Consider the following 22,656-nt stretch of genomic DNA (forward strand, 5'->3'; position numbering starts at 1 on the left):
CTTATAACAATTGGAAGCCATGTATGAATGCTCTCACCGCGGGCGGCCACGCCCTTCGTCACGACTGGACCCTCGCCGAGGTTCAAGCCCTGTTTGCCCTGCCATTCAACGACCTGCTGTTTCGGGCCCAGACCGTGCACCGCGCCCATTTCGACCCGAACGAGGTGCAGGTGAGCACCCTGCTCTCCATCAAGACTGGTGCCTGCCCGGAGGATTGCAAGTACTGCCCCCAGAGCGCCCGTTATCACACCGGCCTTGAGGCTCAGCGGCTGATGGAGGTGGAGAAAGTGCTGGAGCGGGCCCGCGAAGCCAAGGCCAACGGCTCGTCCCGCTTCTGCATGGGGGCGGCCTGGCGCAACCCCAAAGAGAAGGACATGCCCTATATCCTGCGGATGATCGAGGAGGTGCGCGGGCTCGGCATGGAGACCTGCATGACGCTAGGCATGCTCACCGCCGATCAGGCGGCGCGCCTCGGCGCCGCCGGCCTTGACTACTACAACCACAACCTCGACACCTCGCCGGAGTTTTACGGTGACATCATCACCACCCGTACCTATCAGGACCGGCTCGATACCCTGGAGCATGTGCGCGGCGCCGGCATGAAGGTCTGCTCCGGCGGCATCGTCGGCATGGGGGAGCAGGCAAAAGATCGGGCGGGCCTCTTGATGGCGCTGGCCAACCTGCCGCGCCACCCGGAGAGCGTCCCCATCAACATGCTGGTCAAGGTGAAGGGAACGCCGCTGGAGAACCAGGAGAATCTGGATCCGTTCGAATTTATCCGCACCATCGCCGTGGCCCGCATCATGATGCCGGCCTCCCACGTGCGCCTTTCCGCCGGGCGGGAGAAGATGAACGAGCAGATGCAGGCCATGTGCTTTATGGCGGGGGCCAACTCCATCTTCTACGGCTGCAAGCTGCTGACCACCCCCAACCCGGACGAAAACAGCGACATGCAGCTGTTCAAGCGGCTCGGCATTCGCCCCGCCCAGCGGGCCCAGAAGCCGGATCAGGTTCAAGAAGAGGAGCTGCTGGCCGAGGTGAGCCGCCAGAGCGAGCCCGCCGAGATGTTTTATGACGCAACCCGCCCCCGTGCAGGGGCCGCGCGGTCATGACGGGCCCCGCAGTAACGGGCCCCTTCGGGTTGAGCGCAGCGCTGGCCGAGCGCGAGCAGGCCGGCCTGCTGCGCAGTCGCGTTGCCACCGACGGCGCGAGTGGCGGACGGCTCAAGGTTGGGGGGAGCGAATACCTTAACTTTTCCGCCAACGACTATCTGGGGCTGGCCGATCACCCCGCCATCAAGGCCGCCTTCCAGGAGGGGATTGACCGCTATGGCGCGGGGGCCGGCGCCTCGCCGTTGGTGACCGGCTACAGCCGTGCTCACCAGCAGCTGGAAGAGACGCTGGCCGAGTGGCTCGGCGTGGAGGCGGTGCTGCTGTTCAACTGCGGTTTCTCGGCCAATCAGGCGGTGCTGAAAGCCTTGCTCGGCAAGGAGCATCTGCTGTGGCAGGACAAACTCAACCACGCCTCCCTGCAGGAGATGGGCAGTCAGCTGCCCTGCAAGGTGAAGCGCTTCGGTCACAACGACATGGCGGCCCTTGAGCGGCAGCTTGAGCCAAACCGGGGGCTTATCGTCTCGGAGGGGGTGTTCAGCATGGACGGGGATCAGGGCCCCTGGCGCGAGCTTAGCCAACTGGCCGCCAAAAGCGGCAACTGGCTGATGATCGACGATGCCCACGGCCTCGGCGTGCTGGGGCCACAAGGGCGCGGCACCCTGGCGGCCCAGGGGGTGAACCCGGCCGGCGTGCACATCCAGATGGGCACCTTTGGCAAGGCGCTCGGGGTGGCTGGCGCCTTTGTGGGCGGCAGTCGCGAGCTGGTGGCGTATCTGGTGAACTTCGCCCGCCACTATGTCTACAGCACCCATATGCCTGCGGCCCAGGCCTGCGCCGTGCGCCAGAGCATCGCTCTGGTGCGCGCCGCCGACGAGGCCCGCGCCCAGCTTGGTGAACTCATCACCCGTTTTCGGCAAGGGGCGCAGGCGCTGGGCTGGCGGCTGGGTGACAGCAATACCCCCATCCAGCCGCTGCTGGTGGGGGAGAGCGGTACTGCCCTGCAACTGGCCGAGCGGCTGCGCGAATGCGGCGTCTGGACCGGCGCTATCCGCCCGCCCACGGTACCGGTCGGCACGGCGCGCCTTCGCATCACCCTGAGCGCAGCTCACCGCGCTGAGGACGTGGATCGGCTGCTCGATGCCCTCGGTCCCTGCCAGGCCACCGACGAGAGAGGAGGCGCCCATGCTGCATGAGCGTTTTCAGGCGGTCGACAAGGCCCAGCTTGCCCGCCGTTTCGGCGCGGCCGCCCGTCACTACGACGCCCACGCCCGCTTCCAGCAGGAGGTGGGGCAGGCGCTGCTGGTGCGGATGAGTGCGGCGGGTATGCATGAGGGGCTGGAAGGTCGTGGGCTCGATCTGGGCTGCGGTACCGGTTTCTTTCTGCCGGCTCTGGCCGGGCGTTGCAGCGAGCTGACCGGGCTGGATCTCGCCCCCGGGATGCTGGCACAGGCGGCCCTGCGTGGCAGCGGCGCCCGCCTGCTGTGCGGCGATGCCGAGCAATTGCCCTTTGCCGACGAGACGTTTGACTGGGTCTTCTCAAGCCTGGCCTTGCAGTGGTGCGAACGGCCGGCCCAGGCCTTTGCCGAGCTGCACCGGGTGCTCAAACCCGGCGGCCGGCTGCTGTTCTCGACCCTGTTGGCCGAGTCGCTCTGGCAACTGCGTGAGGCCTGGCGCACGGTTGACGAGTGTGACCATGTCAATCGCTTCCTCAGCCTGCCACAATTGCAGCATGCCATCGCCGCCGGCGGGTTTGTCGCCCCCGTGCTGGAGAGCCTGACCTGGTCGCTCGGCTACCCCGAGCTCAACGGCTTGCTGCGCGACCTCAAGGGGATCGGTGCCAGCCAGGTCAATGACGAGCGCCATACCGGCCTTGGCAGCCGTCAGCGCTTGTTACGTCTGAACCAGGCCTATGAGGCCCATCGTCAGCCGGACGGTCTGCTGGCCGCCAGTTATCAGGTTTGCCTCGGCCAGCTGATCCGCCGTTAACCGGCGGCCTTGGCCGAGAGAATTGAGCTGCGGGTGCCCCGCCATATCGAGCCTGGGCACCTGCGCCGTATAGAGGAGTCATCATGGTTAAATCCTTCTTCGTCACCGGCACCGACACCGATGTGGGCAAGACGCTGGTCGCCCGCACCCTGCTGCTGGAGTTCGCCGCGCACGGCATCCGCTGCGCCGGTTACAAGCCTGTCTCCGCCGGCTGTGCCCGCACCCCGGACGGGCTGCGCAATCTGGACGCGGTGCTGCTGCAGGAGGCGGCGAGCCTGCCGCTGCCCTACGATCTGGTCAATCCCTACGCCTACGAGCCGCCCATCGCGCCCCATATCGCCGCCAGCGAAGCGCGCGATGCCATTACCCTGAAGGGGCTGTCGGACGGGCTGCGCCAGATTGAGCAGGCGGGGGCCGAGCTGGTGGTGGTGGAGGGGGCGGGGGGCTGGTTCCTGCCACTCGATCGCAAGCACCTGCTGTCGGACTGGGTCAAGCAGGAGAACATGCCGGTGATCATGGTGGTGGGGGCCAAACTGGGCTGTCTCAACCATGCCCTGCTCACCTTCGCCGCCATTCGCAACAACAACCTGCCGGTGGCGGGCTGGGTCATCAACCGGCTGCACGGCTCCATGAGCCACTATCAGGAAAATCTGGACACCCTGCGGGGCTTGCTGCCGGCCCCGTTTTTGGGTGAAATACCCTTTGTAAACAATCCGCTCGAGGCTGATCTGCGCGGGCGACTCGACATTTCGCCCCTGCTCTGAATCCGACATTCAGCGAACATTCATAGAAACTGTCTATTATGCGTGACAGGTGTGGCCCGACCGGCAGCGAACTGGTGACGGGCCACGCATCCATATCTCACAAGGAGTCAATATGAAGCGAATTATGCTATTCCTGGTGACCAACCTGGCCGTCATGCTGGTGCTGGGGGTGGTACTCAATATCCTGTTCTCGGTTCTGGGGATCAACAAGTCCAGCATTTCCGGTCTGTTGGTGTTCTGTGCCGTGTTCGGTTTTGGGGGTTCCTTTATCTCCTTGCTGATGTCCAAGTGGATGGCCAAGCGCAGCTATGGCGTCCAGGTCATCGAGCAACCCCGTAACGAGACCGAGCACTGGCTGGTCAGTACCGTGGCCCGTCAGGCCCGTGAAGCGGGCATCAAGATGCCGGAAGTGGGGATCTACGATTCCCCCGAGATGAACGCCTTCGCCACCGGCGCCCGCCGTGACGACTCGCTGGTCGCTGTGTCTTCCGGTCTGCTCTACAGCATGAGCCGTGACGAGGCGGAAGCCGTGCTGGCCCACGAGGTGAGCCACGTGGCCAACGGCGACATGGTGACCCTGACCCTGATCCAGGGGGTGGTGAACACCTTCGTGATGTTCTTCGCCCGCATCGTGGCCGGCGTCATCAGCAACTTCTTCAGCTCCAACAACGAGGAAGAGAGCAGCAGCACAGGCGGTTTTGCCTACATGATCACAGTGTTTGTGCTGGAGATGCTGTTTGGCGTGCTGGCCTCCATCATCGTCATGTGGTTCAGCCGTCAGCGTGAATTCCGCGCCGACGCCGGCGCCGCCAAGCTGGCCGGTCGCGACAAGATGATCGCCGCCCTCGAGCGCCTCTCCCGCGGTGCCGAGCCGCAGCTGGAAGGCTCCATGATGGCGTTCGGCATCAACGGCAAGCGCTCCATGAGCGAGCTGTTCATGAGCCACCCGCCCATCGAGCAGCGCATCGCCGCCCTGCGCGGTTAAGCGAAAGTGCCAATGAAAACGGCTGCCCTCGGGCAGCCGTTTTGCTTTGTGCGCTTTGCGCTACAGCTTGAAGTGGGCCATCTCCTGGCGCAGCAGCCGTGACAGCTGCTTGAGCTTGGCCGCCTCCTGCGAGACGTGGCGGGCGGCATCCCCCGACTGCTCGGAGAGGGAGGTGATGTTGCCGACGGTGGAGACCACCTCGTTGGCGGCGGTGGACTGCTCGCGCAGGGTGTGGCTGATCTCCCCCATCAGGCCGGTCAGGTTGGAGGCGTGATCCTGGATGCTGGCGATGGCTGCGCCGGTCTGGCTGGCCAGGCTCACCCCGCGGGAGACGTTGTTGACCGTGTTCTCCATGCTGCGGATGGAGGCGTCCGCCCCGCTCTGAATTTTGCCGATCATGCCGGTGATCTGCTGGGTGGAGGCGGCCGAGCGGCTGGCGAGATTGCGCACCTCGTCGGCCACCACCGCAAAGCCGCGCCCCTGCTCGCCGGCCCGGGCCGCCTCGATGGCGGCGTTGAGGGCCAGCAGGTTGGTCTGATCGGCGATGCCGCGGATCACCTCGATAATCTCCGAGATCTGCTGGGTGTGGCTGTTGAGATCCGCGATGCTGCTGGCGGCGTTGGAGACGGTGTCCGAGATGCTCTGGATGCTGTCGAGGGTCTGCTTGATGACCCCGGAGCCCTCTTCCAGGGTGTTGGCGGAGATCTTGCTCAGCTCGTCGGCGTGGGTGGCGTTGTCCGAGAGGTGGCTGATGCTCACCACCAGCTCCTCGATGGCGGCCGCCATGGTCTGGGTGCTGGTCTGCTGGGAGGTGGCGAACTGGGCGGTCTGCTCCGCTATCTGGGCGATGCTGTCGGCCGAGCCAGAGAGCTCTTCGCTGGAGTGGGAGACCTGGGCGATGATCCCCTTGAGGGTGCTTTGCATGGTGGCGAGCAGGCCGATCAGGCTCTCCTTGGCGCCGACCGGCACCTTGATGGGCTGGGAGAAGTCCCCCTCGGCCAGGTGGTTGAGATCGCTTCTGAGCTGATCGACCGAGGTGCCGACCAGGTCAATCAGCGCCTTGTAGGTGCGCCAGAGGAAGAACATCAACACCAGGCCGAGCGCGATGAACAGGTAGCGCAGCATGGCGGACTGGCTGGTGGCGTCATCCACCGCCTGCTGGGTGCGGGTCTCCATCATGACGTAGAAGTCGTCGATGGGGGACATGATGCGCCCCTTGTTCTGGTGATAGGCCTTGTCATGCATCATGGCGATGGCCTTCTGCTGGTTGGCGGCCAGATCGCCATCGGTCTGCTGCACCAGCTTGAAAGCGGCCACCTCGGTGTTGACCAGGGCATCCGAGTTGTTCTTGGCCTCGTTGAGCTTGGCCAGCTCGCCCTCGGTGAAGCCGGCATCCTTCATCAGATCGATGAGGCCGCGGCGCACCTGGCTGTCGGGCCGCGGGTTCTGGCCGTTGGCGGCGACGAAGTCCCAATAGATGCGGTTGTAGCCCTGCGGCCGGTTCTGCTCCCCGTTGCGAATGGCCAGGATCCGCATGTACTGCTGCTCGTAGGCGGGATCCTTGGTGATCACGTAAGTGCGGCCGAGGCGGGTCAGATCGTCGGAGGATTGCCGCAGTTCATCGGCCAGCAGATAGGATTGGTAACGTTGCTGATAGCTCTGTTCCATCTGTTTTCCCGACCAGCTGTAGGCGAAAAATACCAGCGACAGCAGGATCAGGGTGATGACTGAGAGCAGCAGATTGAGCTGAAAGGCGGGTCTGTTCTGTTCCATGGTTTGAGCGTCCTTATTCTCACCGATAACCCCCTTTGTCACGCGGCGAAGGCCGGTACTTCTGTGGGGTTTTATTGTTGTTGCAGTGAGTATAGGAGCGCTCTTCGCCAAGGCTGCAGCGGGTCGGCGAAAAGGTACGAGAAAGGAGGCGCGAAGGCAAAGGAGGGGAAAAGCGCGGCCGGGAGCATGCTCCCGGCCGGCGGTATTATTGTGCCTCGATCACCTTATTTGATGACGATGTCGGTGAGGGGGACGGCGCAACAGGTGAGGATCTTGCCAGCGGCTCGCTCGGCGGCGGTGATGGCCGGGGCATCGGGGTGATCCACTTCACCCGAGACCAGGGTCTGCTTGCAACTGCCGCAGATGCCGGCGCGGCAGCTCCAGGGCAGCTCCACCCCCTGTTTGTGGGCCTGATCCAGCACTGTGCCCTGATTGTTGCCGGCAAACGCCTGCTCGCCGATGCGCAGTTGCACCGCCTGATGGGGGCGGGAGAGGGAGAGGATGGCGCCGCCAAAGCTCTCCTGGCGGATCCGCCCGGCCGGCACGCCAAGGGCGGCCAGTCTGGTGGCCGCATCGGCCATAAAGCCGTGGGGGCCGCAGATAAACACTTCCCGCTCGGCGAGCTTCTTGACAAGCGCGAGATGCTCATCGCCGAGGCGCCCCCTGAGCCCCTGCCATTGCTCGCCGGGCTGGCTCAGGATCAGGGTGAGGGTCATCCCCTGCTGCGCCAGGGCGTGCAGCTCGCCGGCGGCGGGAATGTCCGCCTCGCTGCGGCACAGGTGCATGAAGTGCACGTCGCCGAGCTCACCGCGCAAGCCTAAGGTGCGGGCAATGGAGAGCATGGGAGTGACCCCCGAGCCCGCCGAAAGCAGCAAGAGATTGCGATCCCGGCCCAGATGAAATTCGCCGGCGGGGTTGGCGGCCAGCAGACGGTCACCCGGTTGCAGCTGCTGGTGCAGCCAGTGGGAGATGCGGCCGCCTCCTACCTTCTTGACGCTGATGCTGTAACGCTCCGGCCGCTCCGGGGTGGAGCTCAGGGTATAGCGGCGCTGCAGACGCTCGCGCCGCAGACCCAGGCCAATGTCCAGGCTGATGGGCAGATGCTGGCCTGGCAGATAGTCGGGCAGGGGCTCGCCATCGGCCGCCTCGAACCAGAAGGTCTCCAGATCCCGCGCCAGCGGCTCGCGAGCCACGCACACCAGCTCCCGTTTTTTCGGGGCCGCGTTGGGGTAGACAGGGGCGCGGGCGCGCTCCAGCACCTCGATCTCGCTGCCCGCCTCAATCCACCCCTCGTTGAGGGCCACCAGGTTCTGACCGAAGTAGACCTCGCCATCCTCGCCGCGCCGGTAGCGGGTGAGGGTGGCCAGCGGCTCTTTCAGGGCATTGAAGCGATCCGTGCCCGGCTCCACCGTGGTCATGATGCAGCGGCTGCAAGGCTTGGCGACCAAGAACTCCACCTCGCCGATGCGGATCCGCTTCCAGCCGTCCTCCTCGAAGGGGAGGGTGCCGCTCGCCACCAGGTTGGTGCGAAACTGGCTCATCTGGTGCAGCGCGTCGGATCTCAGGTTGAGATCTTCCAAAGAGGCCTGGCTTATCAGCAGCAGGGGGTAACCGTCGGCAAAGCTGACCCGGGTGCCGGTCTTCTCCCGAAAGCGGGCAGACTCTTCGCCAAGCCAGAGCAGCTGCACCGGCTCCCCCGCCACCTTGCTCAGCCACGCATCGGCCTGGGTGTGGGTGTGCAGGGCGTTGAAGCTGTCTTTCCAGACGCCGGTGGCCCGGGGCGCGCGGCTGAACTCGGTCTCTCGCAGGGTGAGCGGCTCGAAGCCCGGATAGCGCAGCTGCAGGCCGCCCTCGATGGGGGTGGCCACCACCTGCTGCAGCTGGGGATGGGTGCGGGCGGTGATGAAGCTGCCGTCCGGTTTGACCACCATGTAGCGGCGATCCCCTTGCAGCCCCTCTTCGGTGACCAGGGCGCGGGTCAGTGGCATGCCTGCCGTCGACTTGATGGGGTAGAGATGAATGCTGGCGAGTGTTGGCATGGCCGGGTCCTTGTGCGGTGGCGGTTCCAGTGCAGGAGAGAAGCGGGCGAGCCCCGTTCCGTGCAGCAATGGTTGCAGGGATGGCGTTCACTCGGGGTCGCCGACGGTGCGGTGTCGCTTGCGAGGCGTGAGCCCGAGCGGAGTTCCTGCAGACGGGCAAGATGTTACACGGGTCACGTTGTGCACTCCATACCTCATAAAGTGCAACATTTTTTGATCCTGATCCGTCATTCAGTACAAAAATCAGTCCATTATCGAGTCAGCTTCCAGTTTCTGACGCTTTCGCTTCTTCCCTCTCCGGCCACCGTCCGCTTCGGTTAAACGGTATCAAGTGCATTCGGATGGGGCCTGTCACCCAAAAAGAAGAAAGCAATGTATGAGCAAACAACTGGATATGACTCCACCGCCGGATCTCTCCCAGAAGACGGGAACAGGTCCGGTCCGTACTCGGCTACCCGTTTGGCGGCCGGCCCTGCCACCCTGCAATCATGCCTGCCCGGCTGGCGAGAACATCCAGGCCTGGCTTGCCCTGGCTGAAGCGGGCCGCTTCGAGGCGGCCTGGCAGACTCTCATCGAAGAAAATCCCCTGCCTGCGGTCCACGGGCGGGTCTGCTATCACCCCTGCGAAAGCGCCTGCAACCGGGCCCAGGTGGATGATGCCGTCTCCATTCATGCCATCGAACGCTTTCTCGGCGACGAGGCGCTGGCCCGGGGCTGGCAGCCTGCAGCCCCCGCGCCCGCCAGCGGCAAGAAGGTACTCATCATAGGCGCCGGCCCCTCCGGCCTCTCCTGCGCCTGGCACCTCAACCGACTCGGCCATCAGGTGGAGATCCGCGAGGCGGGGCCGCTTGCCGGCGGCATGCTGCGCTTCGGCATTCCCGCTTACCGTCTGCCCCGCGAGGTGCTGGATCGGGAGGTGGCCCGCATCGTCGCTGCTGGCGTCACCCTTACCCTCAACCACAAGGTGGAGGACGTGCTCAAGGAGCGCGACCAGGGGGGCTTTGACGCCGTCTTCATGGCCATCGGCGCCCATCTGGCCAAGCGGGTCGACATTCCGGCCCGGGAGGCGGGCAAGATCCTCGATGCGGTGAGCTTCCTCGAGCAGGCCAGTCTGGCCGAAGAGCAGGGCTTGCCGCCCCCCAAACTGGGGCGGCGGGTGGCCATCTACGGCGGCGGCAACACCGCCATGGACGCGGCCCGCACCGCTCGCCGCCTCGGTGTTGAAGAGGCGATGATCATCTACCGCCGCGACCGGGATCATATGCCGGCCCACGCCTTCGAAGCCGACGAGGCCGAGGAGGAGGGGATCAAGATCAACTGGTTGCGCACCATCCGCCAGCTCGACAACACCAATATCGAAGTGGAGGTGATGACCCTCGACGAACATGGCAAGCCGGTGCCCACCGGCCAGTTTGAAACCCTCGAAGCGGACTCCCTCATTCTGGCGCTGGGTCAGGAGGTGGACTTGAGCGTGCTGGAGAGCATCCCCGGCGTGCGGGTCAACCAGGAAGGGGTGGTGCAGGTTGGCGAGAACCTGATGACGGATGTACCGGGTCTGTTTGCCGGCGGTGACATGGTGCCTTCCGAGCGCACCGTCACCATCGCCACCGGTCACGGCAAGAAGGCGGCGCGCCACATGGATGCCTGGCTGCGCGGTCGCCTCTACCACAAGCCGCTCTCCTATTTGCAGGCAGGGAAGCCGCTGGTTGGGCCCGAGCAGCTGCAGCTCTGGTTCCAGACCCACGCCCCCGCCAGCAGCCAGCCGGTCAAACCGCCCTCGGCGCGGGACGACTTTGGCGAGATCATCGGCGGACTGGACGAGACGGCGGCCCGCTATGAGGCGGCTCGCTGCTACTCCTGCGGCAACTGCTTCGAGTGCGACGGCTGCTATGGCAGTTGCCCCGAGCAGGCCATTGCCAAGCTGGGGCCGGGTCTGGGGTATCAGGTGGATGCCGAGCGCTGTACCGGCTGCGGTGCCTGCCACGACCAGTGTCCCTGCCACGCCATCGAGCTGCGCCAACCGGAGGAGTCCCTATGAAACACGAACTGATCATGGTTGACGGCAACGAAGCCGCGGCCCGGGTGGCGTATCAGCTGAGCGAAGTGTGCGCCATCTATCCCATCACCCCGAGCTCGACCATGGCCGAGCTGGCCGATGCCTGGGCCGCCGAGGGGCAGACCAACCTGTGGGGCAACATCCCTACCGTGGTGGAGATGCAGAGCGAAGGGGGGGCAGCCGGTACCGTGCACGGCGCCCTGCAGGCGGGGGCGCTGGCCACCACCTTCACCGCCAGTCAGGGGCTGATGCTGATGCTGCCCAACATGTACAAGATCGCAGGCGAGCTGACTTCGGCGGTGTTCCATGTGGCGGCCCGATCCTTGGCAGCGCAGGGGCTGTCGATTTTTGGTGACCATCAGGACGTGATGGCGGCGCGCAGCACCGGCTTTGCCATGCTTGCCTCCAGCTCGGTACAGGAGGCGCAGGATTTGGCCTTGGTCGCCCATAGCGTCACCCTGCAGTGCCGGGTGCCTTTCGTCCACTTCTTCGACGGATTTCGTACCTCCCACGAGGTGAACAAGATCACCGCGCTGCACAAAGATGAAATTCGGGCGCTGATCGACAACGACTGGGTGCGTGCCCACCGCGCCCGGGCGCTCAACCCGGATCATCCGGTGATGCGCGGCACCGCCCAGAACCCGGATACCTATTTCCAGTCCCGCGAGAGCGTCAACCCCTTCTACGAGGCGGTGCCGGCGCGGGTGCAGCAGTGCATGGAGAGCCTTGGCGAGCTGACCGGCCGCCACTACCGGCTGGTGGAGTACCACGGCGTGCCCGATGCTACCGACGTCATCGTGCTGATGGGATCGGGGGCCGCCACCGCCCGCACTACCGTGGACTGGCTCAACCGGCAGGATCGCAAGACCGGGGTGCTGGTGGTGCGCCTCTATCGCCCCTTCCCGGTACAGGCGCTGCTCGACGCCCTGCCCGCCAGCGTGCGGCGCATGGCGGTGCTGGATCGCACCAAGGAGCCGGGCGCCGGTGGCGAGCCCCTGCTGCTGGATGTGCAGAGTGCCCTCATCGATGGCTTGCAGCGCGGCCTTATCAAGCGGCTGCCCTGGCTCAGTGGCGGTCGCTACGGCCTCTCTTCCAAGGAGTTCACCCCGGCCATGTGCGCGGCTGTGTTCGAGGAGCTGGCCTCCGAGGCGCCGCGCCCGCGCTTTACCGTAGGGATAGTGGACGATGTGTCGGGCCTCAGTCTGGCCTGGCACCCCATCGGCGATCTGGAGCCCGCGAGCCGGGTGCGGGCGCTCTTCTTCGGCCTCGGTGCTGACGGTACCGTGGGTGCCAACAAGAACAGCATCAAGATCATCGGCGAGCTGGAGGGCTTCCACGCCCAGGGCTACTTCGTCTACGACTCCAAGAAGTCGGGCTCGCGCACCGTCTCCCACCTGCGCTTTGGTCCTGAACCCATCGACGCCCCCTGGCTTATCGAACAGGCGAGTTTTATCGGCTGTCACCAGTGGGGCTTTGTCGAATCGGTAGACTTGCTGGAGCACGCCGCCGAGGGGGCGACCCTGCTGATCAACGCCCCCTATGAGCCCGACCGGGTTTGGGTCGAGCTGCCCGAGCGGCTGCGCGCCCGCATCCGGGCCCTCAATATCCGCCTCTATTGCATCGACGGCGATCGAGTGGCCGAGCAAAACGGCATGGGCAATCGCATCAACACCATCATGCAGACCTGCTTCTTCGCCCTGGCCGGCATCTTGCCGCGGGACGAGGCGATCGCGCTCATCAAGAAGAGCATCGAGAAGAGCTATGCCCGCAAGGGGCCCGAGGTAGTTGAGCGTAACTTCGCGGCGGTGGACGATACCCTGGCCCACCTCTACCAGGTGGCCATTCCAGTCGGTGAGGAGGTGGCGAGCGACTACCCCTTGCCGCTGGCGCCGGGGGGCAGCGAGTTTGTCCAGCGCGTCACCGGCGAGATGATGGCGGGGCGCGGCGATCTGATCCCCGTCTCCATGCTGCCGGTGGACGGCACTTACCCCACCGCCACCAGCCGCTTCGAGAAGCGGGATATCGCCCGTGAGATCCCGATTTGGCACTCCGATATCTGCATCCAGTGCGGCAACTGCGTCTTTGTCTGCCCCCACGCGGCGCTGCGGGCCAAGTTCTACCATCAGGACTGGCTGGCGAGTGCCCCCGAGGCCGCCCAGTCGGTGCCCGTCACCGCCAAGGGTTTCCCCGACAGCCGCTACACATTGCAGCTCTATCCGGAAGATTGCACCGGCTGCGGCCAGTGCGTGCAGGCCTGTCCGGTACGGGCTGGAGAAGATGAGAGCCATGAAGGCGAGCGTGCCATCGCCATGATGGACAAGGCGCCGCATCTGGCCGGCCAGAAACAGGCGCTGCGTTGGTTCGAGAGCCTGCCCTGGCCTGCTCGCGAGCGGGTGGATTTCTCCACGGTGCGCGGTGCCCAGTTCCTCGAGCCCCTGTTCGAGTTCTCCGGCGCCTGCGCCGGCTGTGGCGAGACCCCTTACCTCAAACTGCTGACCCAGCTGTTTGGTGACCGCATGCTGGTGGCCAACGCCACCGGTTGCTCCTCCATTTACGGCGGCAACCTGCCGACCACGCCGTGGGCCAAGAACGGTGAAGGGAAGGGGCCGGCCTGGTCCAACTCATTGTTTGAGGACAATGCAGAGTTTGGCTTTGGTTTTCGTCTCACCGCCGATCAGCATCACGGTCAGGCAGTGGCAGCCTTGCAGGCGATGAAGGGGGAGCTGGGCGCAGAGCTGGTCGATACCCTGATTAGCGCCCCGCAGCGGCTGGAGTCGGAGATCCGCGCCCAGCGCACCCGGGTGGCGCAAGTGCGCGAGCGGCTGGAAGAGGTGAAATCCGGCAAGGCTCGCGAGCTGCTCTCGCTTATCGATCAGCTGGTGCGCCGCTCGGTCTGGATCATCGGCGGCGATGGCTGGGCCTATGACATCGGCTCGGCGGGGCTCGATCACGTGCTCGCCTCCGGGCGGGATGTGAACGTGCTGGTGATGGATACCGAGGTCTACTCCAACACCGGCGGCCAGATGTCGAAATCGACCCCGCTCGGTGCCGTCGCCAAGTTCGCGGCGGGGGGCAAGACGCTGGCCAAGAAGGACGTGGCGTTGCAGGCCATCTCCTACGGCAACGTCTATGTTGCTCGCATCGCCTTCGGGGCCAACCCGCAGCAGGCGCTGCAGGCCTTGCGTGAAGCGGAGGCCTACCCGGGCCCCTCGCTCATCATCGCCTACAGCCACTGCATCGCTCACGGTATCGACATGGAGTTTGGCCTGACCCAGCAAAAACGCGCCGTGGCCTCCGGCCACTGGCCGCTGATGCGCTACAACCCGGTACTGCGCAGTGCGGGGCAGAACCCCTTCAGCCTCGACAGCCTGCGCCCCTCCATTCCGCTTGCCGAATACCGCCAGGAGGAGACCCGTTATCGGGTGCTGGCCCAGAGCCATCCGGAGGAGGCGCAGCGGCTGATGCAGGTGGCACAAAAAGTGGCGTGGCAGAAGTGGGCCACCTACGAGGAGATGGCCACCCGCGAGGCCAGCCATTTCCATCCGCCGGTGTGAGGATGGGGTGAAACAGGTATGACAAAGCGGGCCATTGGCCCGCTTTTTATGGCTGGATAGAGAGGGGTGGCTCAGGGGCTGTTGGTGCGCAGTACCTTGAGGTGCAGGGGGCGCTCCTGGTGGGCCGCTATCTCCTGCTCGGTAAAGCGCATGGGTTGCCACTGCTGACGGGCGAACAGCTCGGTCTGATCGGTGAAGTGCGGGCTCTCGGGGTCGTGGGACTGGCCGTAGCTCAGGAAGCGCTCCGCCTTGGGGCCGGCGTCATCGAACTGCAGGGCCAGCACGAAGCTGGAGCCGTAGTTGGCGCGATAACGCAGCTCGGGCTGGCCGTCACCGTCATCATCCAGGCTGCGCAGCGTGGTGCCTGCCACGGCCTTGCCGGTCACTATGTTGGCGAGATCCGAGCTGCTGCGCGAAGGCAGGTTGGTCTGCACCATATTGAACAGCCCCTCAAACGAGTTGCCTCCAGGCAGCGCGATGGGGGTCAGCCCGGCCGCTTTTTGCACGAATTGCAGTGCGCCGAGTTCGGTATCCGGCGCGATACCGGCCGCCTGCAGCCGTTGCTGGGCTTGGGCCAGCGCCAGCAGGGCCGGGTCTTCATCCGGTGCGCCGCTCCAGGGGGTCAGCCCGCTCGGGGTGGTAGCTGCCTGGGCAGGATTGAATAGGATGGCAAACAGGGCATCCTTGATGTCTCTGTGGCCGCTGGTGCGAAACGCCGTCAACCATTCGCGCATCAGGTGGGCGCCGCGGCTCTCCAGCTGATACTCGCCATCCCAGTTGGCGAGGGCGTTGCAGCTCGGCGTCAAGTCCAGCGGGCCGCTGGTCAGCAGGATCTGCGGATGGGCCTGGCAGCGTGCCACCAACGGGTCTCTGAGCTCGCGGGCAAACAGGGAGCCGTTGTGGGTCAGTACCTGCTGCAGTGTTTGCAGGGTGAAGCGGCGATCAGCCCCGGTCAGTCCCATGGTATCGGGGGTGCTGATGAGCTGGGCGTTGTAGCGGGTACGCGGGCTGCGCACCGTCTGCTCCGGCCCGTAGAGAATGGAGTATCCCTCCAGCGGCGCCGCCAGGTTGGTCAGCCAGTGGCTGCTGTTGGCGTTGTAGACGTAGTCGCTGCGAGTCTGGCGGGGGGCTTGGCTGAGGGGGACAAGGCCGGGAGCTCGGGTCTGGCCGCTATCGACCCACTCGAAATCGGGGTCGTTGCCAGGCAACAGCACGCTGCCCTCGCCATCCAGCCAGATGGGGGCCAGTTGCGGCGTCTGGGAAGCGGCTCGCCACCAGGCCTCTGCCTTGGCGCCGAGGCGGGGTACCTGGGTGGCATCCACATAGCTGGCCTGGCCCGTCTTGTCGATCAGCAGGGTATTGACCCAGGGCACCCCCTGATGCTCGGCCAGCGCCTCGAAGAAGGCCGGGGTGCTTTGGGCCCTGGCCATGGCCAGCCACTGTTCCAGCATCTTGTAGTTGCCGGCGTTGGCGTCGCGGAAGCTGACGGCGCTGCTGCTGGTCCAGCCCAGGCTGGGCGAGAGGGAGGCGAGGTTGACCATGGGGCCGAAATGGCTGGCATAGATGGTCTGGACATAAGGTTGCAGGCTGCCATCGGCCTGGCGGACCTGCACGGTGATCTCTTTCTGGCTCATCTCCCGCCACTGGTCGCCGTAGCGGTAACGCAGCGGATTGGCGGGATCCAGGGTGAGCTGATAGAGGGTGAAGCGCTTGGACTGGGAGACGGTGTGGGTCCAGCCCAGCTGCTCGTTGAAGCCGATCAGGATGGCGGGAAAGCCCATCATGGTGGCACCGGTCACATTGAGTTTGCCCGGGATCTGCAGGTGCTGTTCAAAGAATCTGAGCTCGCCATCCCAGGGAAAGTGGGGATTGCCGAGCAGCAGGCTGTTGGCGTTGCTGCTGCGATCCGCCCCCAGCGCCCAGCCGTTGCTGCCGATCCCCTCCGAGGTGAGCAGCGAGACGGGATCCAGCGCCGGGGCGGGCAGGGCAGCACGTCCCTGTGCACCGGCAGTGGCGGGGGGCTGGGCGCTGGCCATGGCGCTGATAAAGCTGCGGCCGCTGGCCAGCTGGGCAAGATCCAGGTGATAGGCCAGCAACTGGACCGGGGTGATGGGTTCGACCCACTCGGCCCCGCGGCAGGGGGAGGGGTAGTCCGCCGGACTGGTTCGCCCGGCAAGGGAGTGGTTGAACCCCGCCACATAGCCTTCGACAAGGTCACGGGCATCCGGCGCCAGCTTGCCATACAGGGCCGCGGCCTGGGCAGGCAGGTCGAGCGAGCGATAACCCACGTCGGAGAGCAGGTTGCGCTGCTGCTCCCCCGCGCCCAGCCAGCGGGATTTCTCTCCTCGCAGCTTCATGATCTGCTCGCTCAGGGTGCAGAGGTTCTCTTCGGCATGGGCATAGCCGGCCCCGAAGCCCAGGCTGGCGTAGTCGTTCGCCTTGATGTGGGGAACACCCTGCTCCGTGTAGGTGAGGGTGACGTCGTAGTGGCGAGCGGGATCCGGCTCGCTGTTGTTCTCCTGACAGCCGGCCAGTATGAGGCAGCCGAGCAGGGGGAGGGGGAAATGGGTTTTCATCCTGGTTCCTTCTGTGGTCCTGACTTGTTATTGTTCTGTTGCTTTTCAGCCGCAGGCGAAGGTATTTAAGCGCAGCCCTTCCGCCCCTGTCGCCTCGCTGGATGGAACCGGTCAATGGTTGGAAAACATAATAAAAACAAGGGTAAACAGGTACGTCTCGATGGAGGCGTACCTGCAGGAGGACGCATATGCAGTGGGAAGAAGTGGCCGCCGTGCTCAGTCTGAGCCTGACCGGCATGTTGCTGCTGGCCACGCTCGGCTGGCTGCGGCGCATGCGGCGGGATGCCGCCGCCGGTTATCTGCTGGCCCTGCTCAGCCTGAGCGGCTTGCAGGCGCTGGAGTATCTCTATCACCAACAGCAGTGGTTTCACCATTGGCCCCATCTGCTCAAGCTGGCTGACCCCCTGGTGGTGATGTTGCCGTTCTGCCTGTATGGCTACATCAGAGCCCTGCAGGGGGAGTCGGTACTCGGTTGCTGGCGTGAGCGGCTGGTGCACGGCTTGCCCATGCTGCTGGTTGCCGCTCTGGCGTTGCCCTACTGGTTGCTGCCGGGGGCCGACAAGGTGAGCTGGATCCTGCTTGGCAAGCAGGGGGATGCGCTGTGGCCCGGGGTGACCCTCTATGGCAACCGCTATCTGGCCTGCATCGCCCTGCTGGGGCTGGCCTACTGGTGGCAGCAGCGGCGCCTTGGGGTGGTCAGCCGCAAGCCGGCGCTGCGGGCCTGGGTCGCTCAGTTGCAAGGGTTGCAACTGCTGGTGGCCTTGCTGTTGCTGGTGCGTATCGCGTTGAGCTGGCTCGGCTGGCCGCTCTCTACCGTCTATCTGCAGGCTCCGGTCACCGCCTATCTGCTGCTGCAGGTGCTGGCCCATGCCAGGCTGCCCCAACAGGGAGGGGCGCCGGAGGGGGGCCTGCGCGAGCGCGTCAATGATGCCGCATCGGAACCGGTACGGGATGAGAGCCTGCGCCCCCTGTTCGAGGCGCTGGAGCGCCAGCTCGGGCGCGGTGCCTATCGGGATCCCGCCCTCTCCCTTGGCAAGCTGGCCGAGGAGTGCGGCCTGAGCCTTCATCAGGCGTCCAGCGCCATCAACGCCTGTTCGGGGGGCAACTTCTACGACTGGCTCAACCGATATCGGGTGGCGGAGGCCAAGCGACTGTTGCAGGAGAGCGACGAGACGGTGGCCTCTGTCTGTTATCGGGCCGGGTTCAACAGCAAGTCCACCTTCAACAGTGCTTTTCGCCGTCATACCGGCCAGACCCCCAGCGAGTATCGACGCCAGGGGGTGCAAGCGGCCGTCGCCTCCTGATGAGCGGGCAACAAAAAGCCCGGCGTCGGGCCGGGCTGGCAGGATAAGTTGCTTATCCAGGTATTCGTCGAGGCGTCTATTGTGGATGTTGTTTGAGGATGTCGTAGATCTCCTCTTTCAGTTTGAGTTTCTGTTTTTTCAGATCCTTCACCTCGGCGCTGTAGTCGCTGGCGTGATGTTTCTCCAACTTTCTAATCTCCACATCCAGGTCGTTATGCAAGTCAAACTTCTTTTGGAAATGGACATCACTGCTCTTCAGTTTCGAGATGAGCTCTCTGTACTCTGGGAACATGTAATGCGGCCTCCTTGGTTTCGTTTGATTGTGCCTGCAAGACCAAACTACCGCGTCCCCTGCGAGATAAATGTGATCCGGCTCCAATTCGGGACCAATGATTTGCTGCATGCGACGGGCGATTTTTAACTGTTTGAATCACAAGCTGATAAGGCTTTTATCGGTAAGCGGAGAGTCTGAAAAGTGCCGGATGGATCACAATTGTGACGGCCGGATGACAGCCTGGGGCCGCCGGGCGGGCAGCAAAAAGGGGCGCAGGGCCCCTTCTTGGTAACAAGTGTCGCGTTTACTCTTTTTTCTTTTTCTTCTCGGGCAGCGGCTTGCCATCGCGGGCGATCACCTTGCCCACCTCAAAGCCGATTTGCGCCGCCAGCTCTTCCAGATCCGGTGACTTGGCTTCGTTGCCGATGGCGTACTGATAGTTGGCGATGGAGATCTTCTCGGCCACCGGGGTGCCCGGGACGATGGGCTCGCGCCAGCCCTGACCCACATGGGCTACCAGGGTGCCGTTCATGATGAGCTCGCCGACGATCTCCTGGGTAGGAATGCCCTTGCCGTAGGTGAGGCCCTGCGGGTGCTTCTTGCCGACCAGGGGGTCGCTGCTTGCCGGCATCAGCTTGGTGCGGATCAGCCACTTGGGCGACTTGGTCTTGCCCACCGCCTTGCCGGTCTGGTACTCGTTGATCTTGATGGTCTTGATCATCTGGGCCATGAAGTCCTTGGTCAGTGCCTTCTGGGCCTCGCTGGTTTCATCGATGGCGATGGGGGCCACGTACCAGGTCTGGGCCGCCTGCGCCTTGGGGACGGCGGGGGCGGTTTGCGCCATGGCGAGCGGGCTGAGCAGGATGGCCGCCAACAAGAGTCCTATCTTCTTCATTGTGATTCCGCTTATGTTTCAACAAGAATTTTGTTTTGCCAGCGACGACTGCGCCAGCGCCAGAACATGGCCAGACCGCGCACCCACTCGTCGCAGGCGAGCGCCAACCAGATACCGACCAGTCCATAACCCTGCATGATACCAAGGAAATAGGCCAATGGAACGGCAATTCCCCACATGGAGAGCAGCGCCATGTAGAGCGGGAAACGGGCGTCACCGGTGGCGCGCAGGGCGTTGATCACCACCAGGTTGAAGGTGCGGCCGGGTTCCAGAATGAGGCTTATCAAGAACAGCTGCGCCACCTGGGTGATGATGTCGGCGTCATCGGTGAACAGGCTGATGATGGTGCGGCCGTTGAGGGCGGCGGCGAGGGCGATGAGCGCGGTGACGACGAGCCCCAGTTTCAGGCTCTTCATCAGCTGGGTGTAGGCCTGCTCAAAGCGGCGGGCCCCCGCCAGATGGCCGATGATGATTTCGTTGCCAAGGCCGATGGAGAGGCCGAACAGCAGGATGAACAGGCAGATCTGGAAGAAGTAGGACTGGGTCGCCAGTGCCTTGTCGCCGAGCAGGCCGACGAAGGCGGTCACCACCATGAACTGCAGCATCCAGGAGAGGTTCTCCCCGGCGGCCGGCAGACCGATGTGCAACACCTTGCCCAGCATCAGCCGGCTGGGTTTGACGATCTCCGGCAGTTTCAGGTGGATGCCGGTCTTGCGCGCCACCAGCCACACCAGCAGCACCACCCCGACGATGCGGCCCGCTACCGTGCTGATGGCGACCCCGGCCACCCCGAGCTGGGGCAGGCCGAACCAGCCGTAGAGCAGCAGCAGGTTGCCGACGAAGGTGATGAGGTTGACGGTCAGGGTCACGTACATGGCCTGACGGGTGTGGCCGTGGGCACGCAGGGTGGCGGCCAGGCAGAGGGCCGCCGCTTCCGGCAGCAGGCACAGGCCGATGATCTGCAGGTAGAGGGTGGCATCGTTCATCAGGTTGGCGGGCAGGTTCATCAGCGCCAGCATGGTACTGGCGCCGGCGATGACGCCGACGGCGGCCACCAGCCCCACCAGCAGGTTGAAACCGATGGCGGTGTGGATGACGACGCGCGCCTTCTCCTTGTCGCCGGCCCCCAGATACTGGGTGATCACCACGCTGGTGCCGATGCTGACAAAGCTGAACAGGGTGATGGCGAGATCGAACACCTGGTTGCCGACCGCGAGCGCCGCCACCCCCTGATAGGAGACGTGACCCACCATGAAGGTGTTGAGGGCCCCGGTCAGAAAGTGCAGGGCGAGATCGATAAACAGGGGCCAGGTCAGGGAGAAGAGGGAGCCCGGACCTGCGTGGGATTGAGTTTGCATGGGGTGTCCAAATACTGGGGATGGCCCTCGTCGGCGCCATCTGGACGGGCATTTAACACCAAGCGGGTGCGAGGCGCAATCGTGGCGGTGGCCAAGCAGGGGGAGAGAGAGCGGGCCCTGCCGCAGGGGCAGGGCCGAGCTTGGTCAGGCAGGGGTGGCGCCCGCCTCCTGTTCGCTGGGCAGGGTGAGGCGCGCCGAATCGGGCAGGGCCTCATCCTGGGGCCAGCGCGACAGGATGGCCTCGGTGGTGCTCTCCACCACCTCGTCGTCCTTGAACACCGGCTCGCGGTAGCAGCGGGTCATGCGCAGCGCCTGATACATGTCGGGGCAGAGGATGATCCCCTCGTCGCCGACCCGGATCCCGGCCTGCTTGAGCCACAGGCTCATCTGGCCGTGGCGGCCGGCCATCACCATGTGGATGCCGCGCCGTTTCAAGTCGCGGTGCAGCTCCCCCAGCATGCTCATCACGCTGATGTCCTGGTGGGTGAAGCAGGCCACCGCGTCCACCACCAGGCATTTGGGGCTGTGGGGATCCTGCACCAGCAGCGCCAGCACCCGCCGCTTGAAGTAGGGGGCGTTGAAGTAGGTGAGCGGCGAGTTGAAGCGATAGACCAGGATGCCGGGAATGGCTTTGGCCTGCTCGTTGTCCCCCAGGGTGCGCACCACCCCCTCGTCGTCCATGCCGAGCAGCTGGTCGGTGGGGCGCATCACGTTGCGCAGGAACTGGAACAGCCCCAGCAGCACCGCGAGGGTGATGCCCGGAATGACCCCCATGGCCAGCACGCTGACAAAGGTGATGAGCGCCAGCCAGAAGGCGGAGCGGTCGGAGTTGCGCAGGGCCCACAGGCCGCGAAAGTCGGTGAGGGACAAGGAGGCCATCACCAGCACCACGCCGAGGGCGGCGGTGGGGATGTATTGCAGCGGCGCCGTCAGATAGAAGGTGACCAGGGCGATGACGGCGGCAGCGATGATGGAGACCAGCTGGCTCTTGCCGCCGTTGGCGTCGTTGACCGCGGTGCGCGAATCCGCGCCGCTGATGGCAAAGCCCTGGGAGGCTGCCGCCGCCAGGTTGGCCATGCCCAGCGCCCGAAACTCCTTGTCCGCATCGATTTCGTAGCCGTTCTTGGCGGCGAAGCTGCGGGCGGTCAGCATCATGGAGACGAAGCTCACCATGGCGAGGTTGAGCGCCGGCAGCACCAGTTCCCGCATCAGGCCGGGGGGGAACTCCGGCATCTGGAAGGCGGGCAGGCCGGAGCCGATGGCGCCCAGGGTAGCGATGCCGAACTGGCCGAGATCGAGCGCCCACACCAGCCCTGCCGTCACCACCATGGCCACCATGGAGGAGGGCCAGGTCGGCTTGAAGCGCTTGGCCAGCAGCAGGGTGAGCAGGGCGGTCAGGCTCATGGCCAGGGTGGGCAGATGGGTCTGGGTGATGTAGCTGGCACCGCCGGCGATCCGCTCGATGAGGTAGCGCTCGCTGAAGGTGAAGCCGAAGATCTTGGAGAGCTGGCCCACCATGATGGTGATGGCCACCCCGTTGAGCAACCCCATCAGGATCGGGCGAGAGAGAAAGTCCGCCAGCACCCCCAGTTTGAAGCGGCTGGCGATGAGGCACCAGAAGCCGGTCATGGCTGTCATGGTCATCACCAGCTGCCAGTGGCGGGTGGCATCCCCGGCGGCGAGCGGGGTCACCACGGCGGCGATCACCGCGCAGGTGGCGGCGTCCGGCCCGACGATGAGCTGGCGGGAGGTACCGAACAGGGCGTACACCAGCATGGGCAGGATGCAGGAGTAGAGGCCGACCAGCGGCCCCACTCCGGCCAGCTCCGCATAGGCGATGGCCACGGGCAGGGCTACGGCGGCCACCGACAATCCAGCGCGCATATCCGGCATCAGCCAGGCCCGCTGGTATTGCAGCAGGGCGGCGAGGCCCGGTAGCCAGCGTTCGAGTGAGAAGAAGTCGCGCATTATTTAACCCAT

15 protein-coding genes are annotated in these 22,656 nt (G+C 64.8%); 8 read left to right on the top strand and 7 right to left on the bottom strand.

The genetic code is table 11. The features are described 5' to 3' along the window. The first annotated feature begins 23 nt into the window (after positions 1-23). The 5 genes from bioB to htpX all read left to right on the top strand — a co-directional run bounded on the left by bioB (position 24) and on the right by htpX (position 4,847). Positions 24-1,112 (top strand): biotin synthase BioB, encoded by a 1,089-nt coding sequence (gene bioB, locus AB5Y98_RS15245; protein ID WP_368232205.1) that lies wholly within the window; start codon positions 24-26, stop codon positions 1,110-1,112. Then, positions 1,109-2,305, top strand: coding sequence for an 8-amino-7-oxononanoate synthase (gene bioF / locus AB5Y98_RS15250; protein WP_368232206.1), 1,197 nt, complete (start codon positions 1,109-1,111; stop codon positions 2,303-2,305). Before bioB ends, bioF begins: the two co-directional genes overlap by 4 nt. Beyond that, positions 2,295-3,098 carry a malonyl-ACP O-methyltransferase BioC gene (bioC, locus tag AB5Y98_RS15255; RefSeq protein WP_368232207.1) on the top strand — a complete coding sequence of 268 codons (804 nt, stop codon included), beginning with the start codon at positions 2,295-2,297 and terminating at the stop codon, positions 3,096-3,098. Before bioF ends, bioC begins: the two co-directional genes overlap by 11 nt. 83 nt (positions 3,099-3,181) lie before the next feature. Continuing rightward, on the top strand, positions 3,182-3,862 hold the full coding sequence (gene bioD / locus AB5Y98_RS15260) for a dethiobiotin synthase (protein ID WP_019838576.1): 681 nt from the start codon (positions 3,182-3,184) through the stop codon (positions 3,860-3,862). A gap of 112 nt (positions 3,863-3,974) precedes the next feature. Beyond that, a complete protein-coding gene (gene htpX, locus AB5Y98_RS15265) occupies positions 3,975-4,847 on the top strand; it encodes a protease HtpX (protein ID WP_005299039.1) in 873 nt (290 codons plus the stop codon). Positions 4,848-4,907: 60 nt separating this feature from the next. Here the strand turns inward: htpX and AB5Y98_RS15270 are convergent, their stop codons facing one another. Both AB5Y98_RS15270 and AB5Y98_RS15275 read right to left on the bottom strand, forming a co-directional pair. Then, on the bottom strand, positions 4,908-6,620 hold the full coding sequence (locus AB5Y98_RS15270) for a methyl-accepting chemotaxis protein (protein ID WP_213343092.1): 1,713 nt from the start codon (positions 6,618-6,620) through the stop codon (positions 4,908-4,910). Positions 6,621-6,844: 224 nt separating this feature from the next. Continuing rightward, positions 6,845-8,659 carry an MOSC N-terminal beta barrel domain-containing protein gene (locus AB5Y98_RS15275; protein WP_368232208.1) on the bottom strand — a complete coding sequence of 605 codons (1,815 nt, stop codon included), beginning with the start codon at positions 8,657-8,659 and terminating at the stop codon, positions 6,845-6,847. A 376-nt stretch (positions 8,660-9,035) separates the two neighbouring features. Between AB5Y98_RS15275 and AB5Y98_RS15280 the strand changes: the two genes are divergently transcribed. Both AB5Y98_RS15280 and nifJ read left to right on the top strand, forming a co-directional pair. Then, entirely contained in the window at positions 9,036-10,697 is a 1,662-nt protein-coding gene (locus AB5Y98_RS15280; protein WP_368232209.1) for an NAD(P)-binding protein, read from the top strand. Beyond that, positions 10,694-14,269, top strand: a complete 3,576-nt coding sequence (gene nifJ / locus AB5Y98_RS15285) for a pyruvate:ferredoxin (flavodoxin) oxidoreductase (RefSeq protein ID WP_368232210.1) — start codon at positions 10,694-10,696, stop codon at positions 14,267-14,269. Before AB5Y98_RS15280 ends, nifJ begins: the two co-directional genes overlap by 4 nt. Positions 14,270-14,340: 71 nt before the next feature. Here the strand turns inward: nifJ and AB5Y98_RS15290 are convergent, their stop codons facing one another. Beyond that, positions 14,341-16,845 carry a penicillin acylase family protein gene (locus AB5Y98_RS15290; RefSeq protein ID WP_368232211.1) on the bottom strand — a complete coding sequence of 835 codons (2,505 nt, stop codon included), beginning with the start codon at positions 16,843-16,845 and terminating at the stop codon, positions 14,341-14,343. Positions 16,846-17,033: 188 nt separating this feature from the next. Here AB5Y98_RS15290 and AB5Y98_RS15295 point away from each other — a divergent pair, with 188 nt between their 5' ends. Next, the gene (locus AB5Y98_RS15295) at positions 17,034-18,149 is read left to right on the top strand and encodes a helix-turn-helix domain-containing protein (RefSeq protein ID WP_368232212.1); all 1,116 of its coding nucleotides are present in this window, start codon (positions 17,034-17,036) and stop codon (positions 18,147-18,149) included. A 76-nt stretch (positions 18,150-18,225) separates the two neighbouring features. Here AB5Y98_RS15295 and AB5Y98_RS15300 read toward each other — a convergent pair whose 3' ends face one another. From AB5Y98_RS15300 to AB5Y98_RS15315, 4 genes are all read right to left on the bottom strand, one after another. Further along, positions 18,226-18,441, bottom strand: coding sequence for a YdcH family protein (locus tag AB5Y98_RS15300; protein WP_005299061.1), 216 nt, complete (start codon positions 18,439-18,441; stop codon positions 18,226-18,228). Between the two features lie 286 nt (positions 18,442-18,727). Further along, positions 18,728-19,318: a hypothetical protein gene (locus AB5Y98_RS15305; RefSeq protein WP_017779567.1), complete on the bottom strand. Its 591-nt coding sequence runs from the start codon at positions 19,316-19,318 to the stop codon at positions 18,728-18,730. 11 nt (positions 19,319-19,329) lie between these two features. Further along, positions 19,330-20,676 carry an MATE family efflux transporter gene (locus AB5Y98_RS15310; RefSeq protein ID WP_017779566.1) on the bottom strand — a complete coding sequence of 449 codons (1,347 nt, stop codon included), beginning with the start codon at positions 20,674-20,676 and terminating at the stop codon, positions 19,330-19,332. Positions 20,677-20,820: 144 nt separating this feature from the next. Further along, positions 20,821-22,644: a SulP family inorganic anion transporter gene (locus tag AB5Y98_RS15315; protein WP_042050719.1), complete on the bottom strand. Its 1,824-nt coding sequence runs from the start codon at positions 22,642-22,644 to the stop codon at positions 20,821-20,823. Positions 22,645-22,656: the final 12 nt, after the last annotated feature.

It is taken from the genome of Aeromonas sp. s3 (assembly GCF_040907805.1).
GTDB classification, from domain to species: Bacteria; Pseudomonadota; Gammaproteobacteria; order Enterobacterales; family Aeromonadaceae; genus Aeromonas; species Aeromonas dhakensis.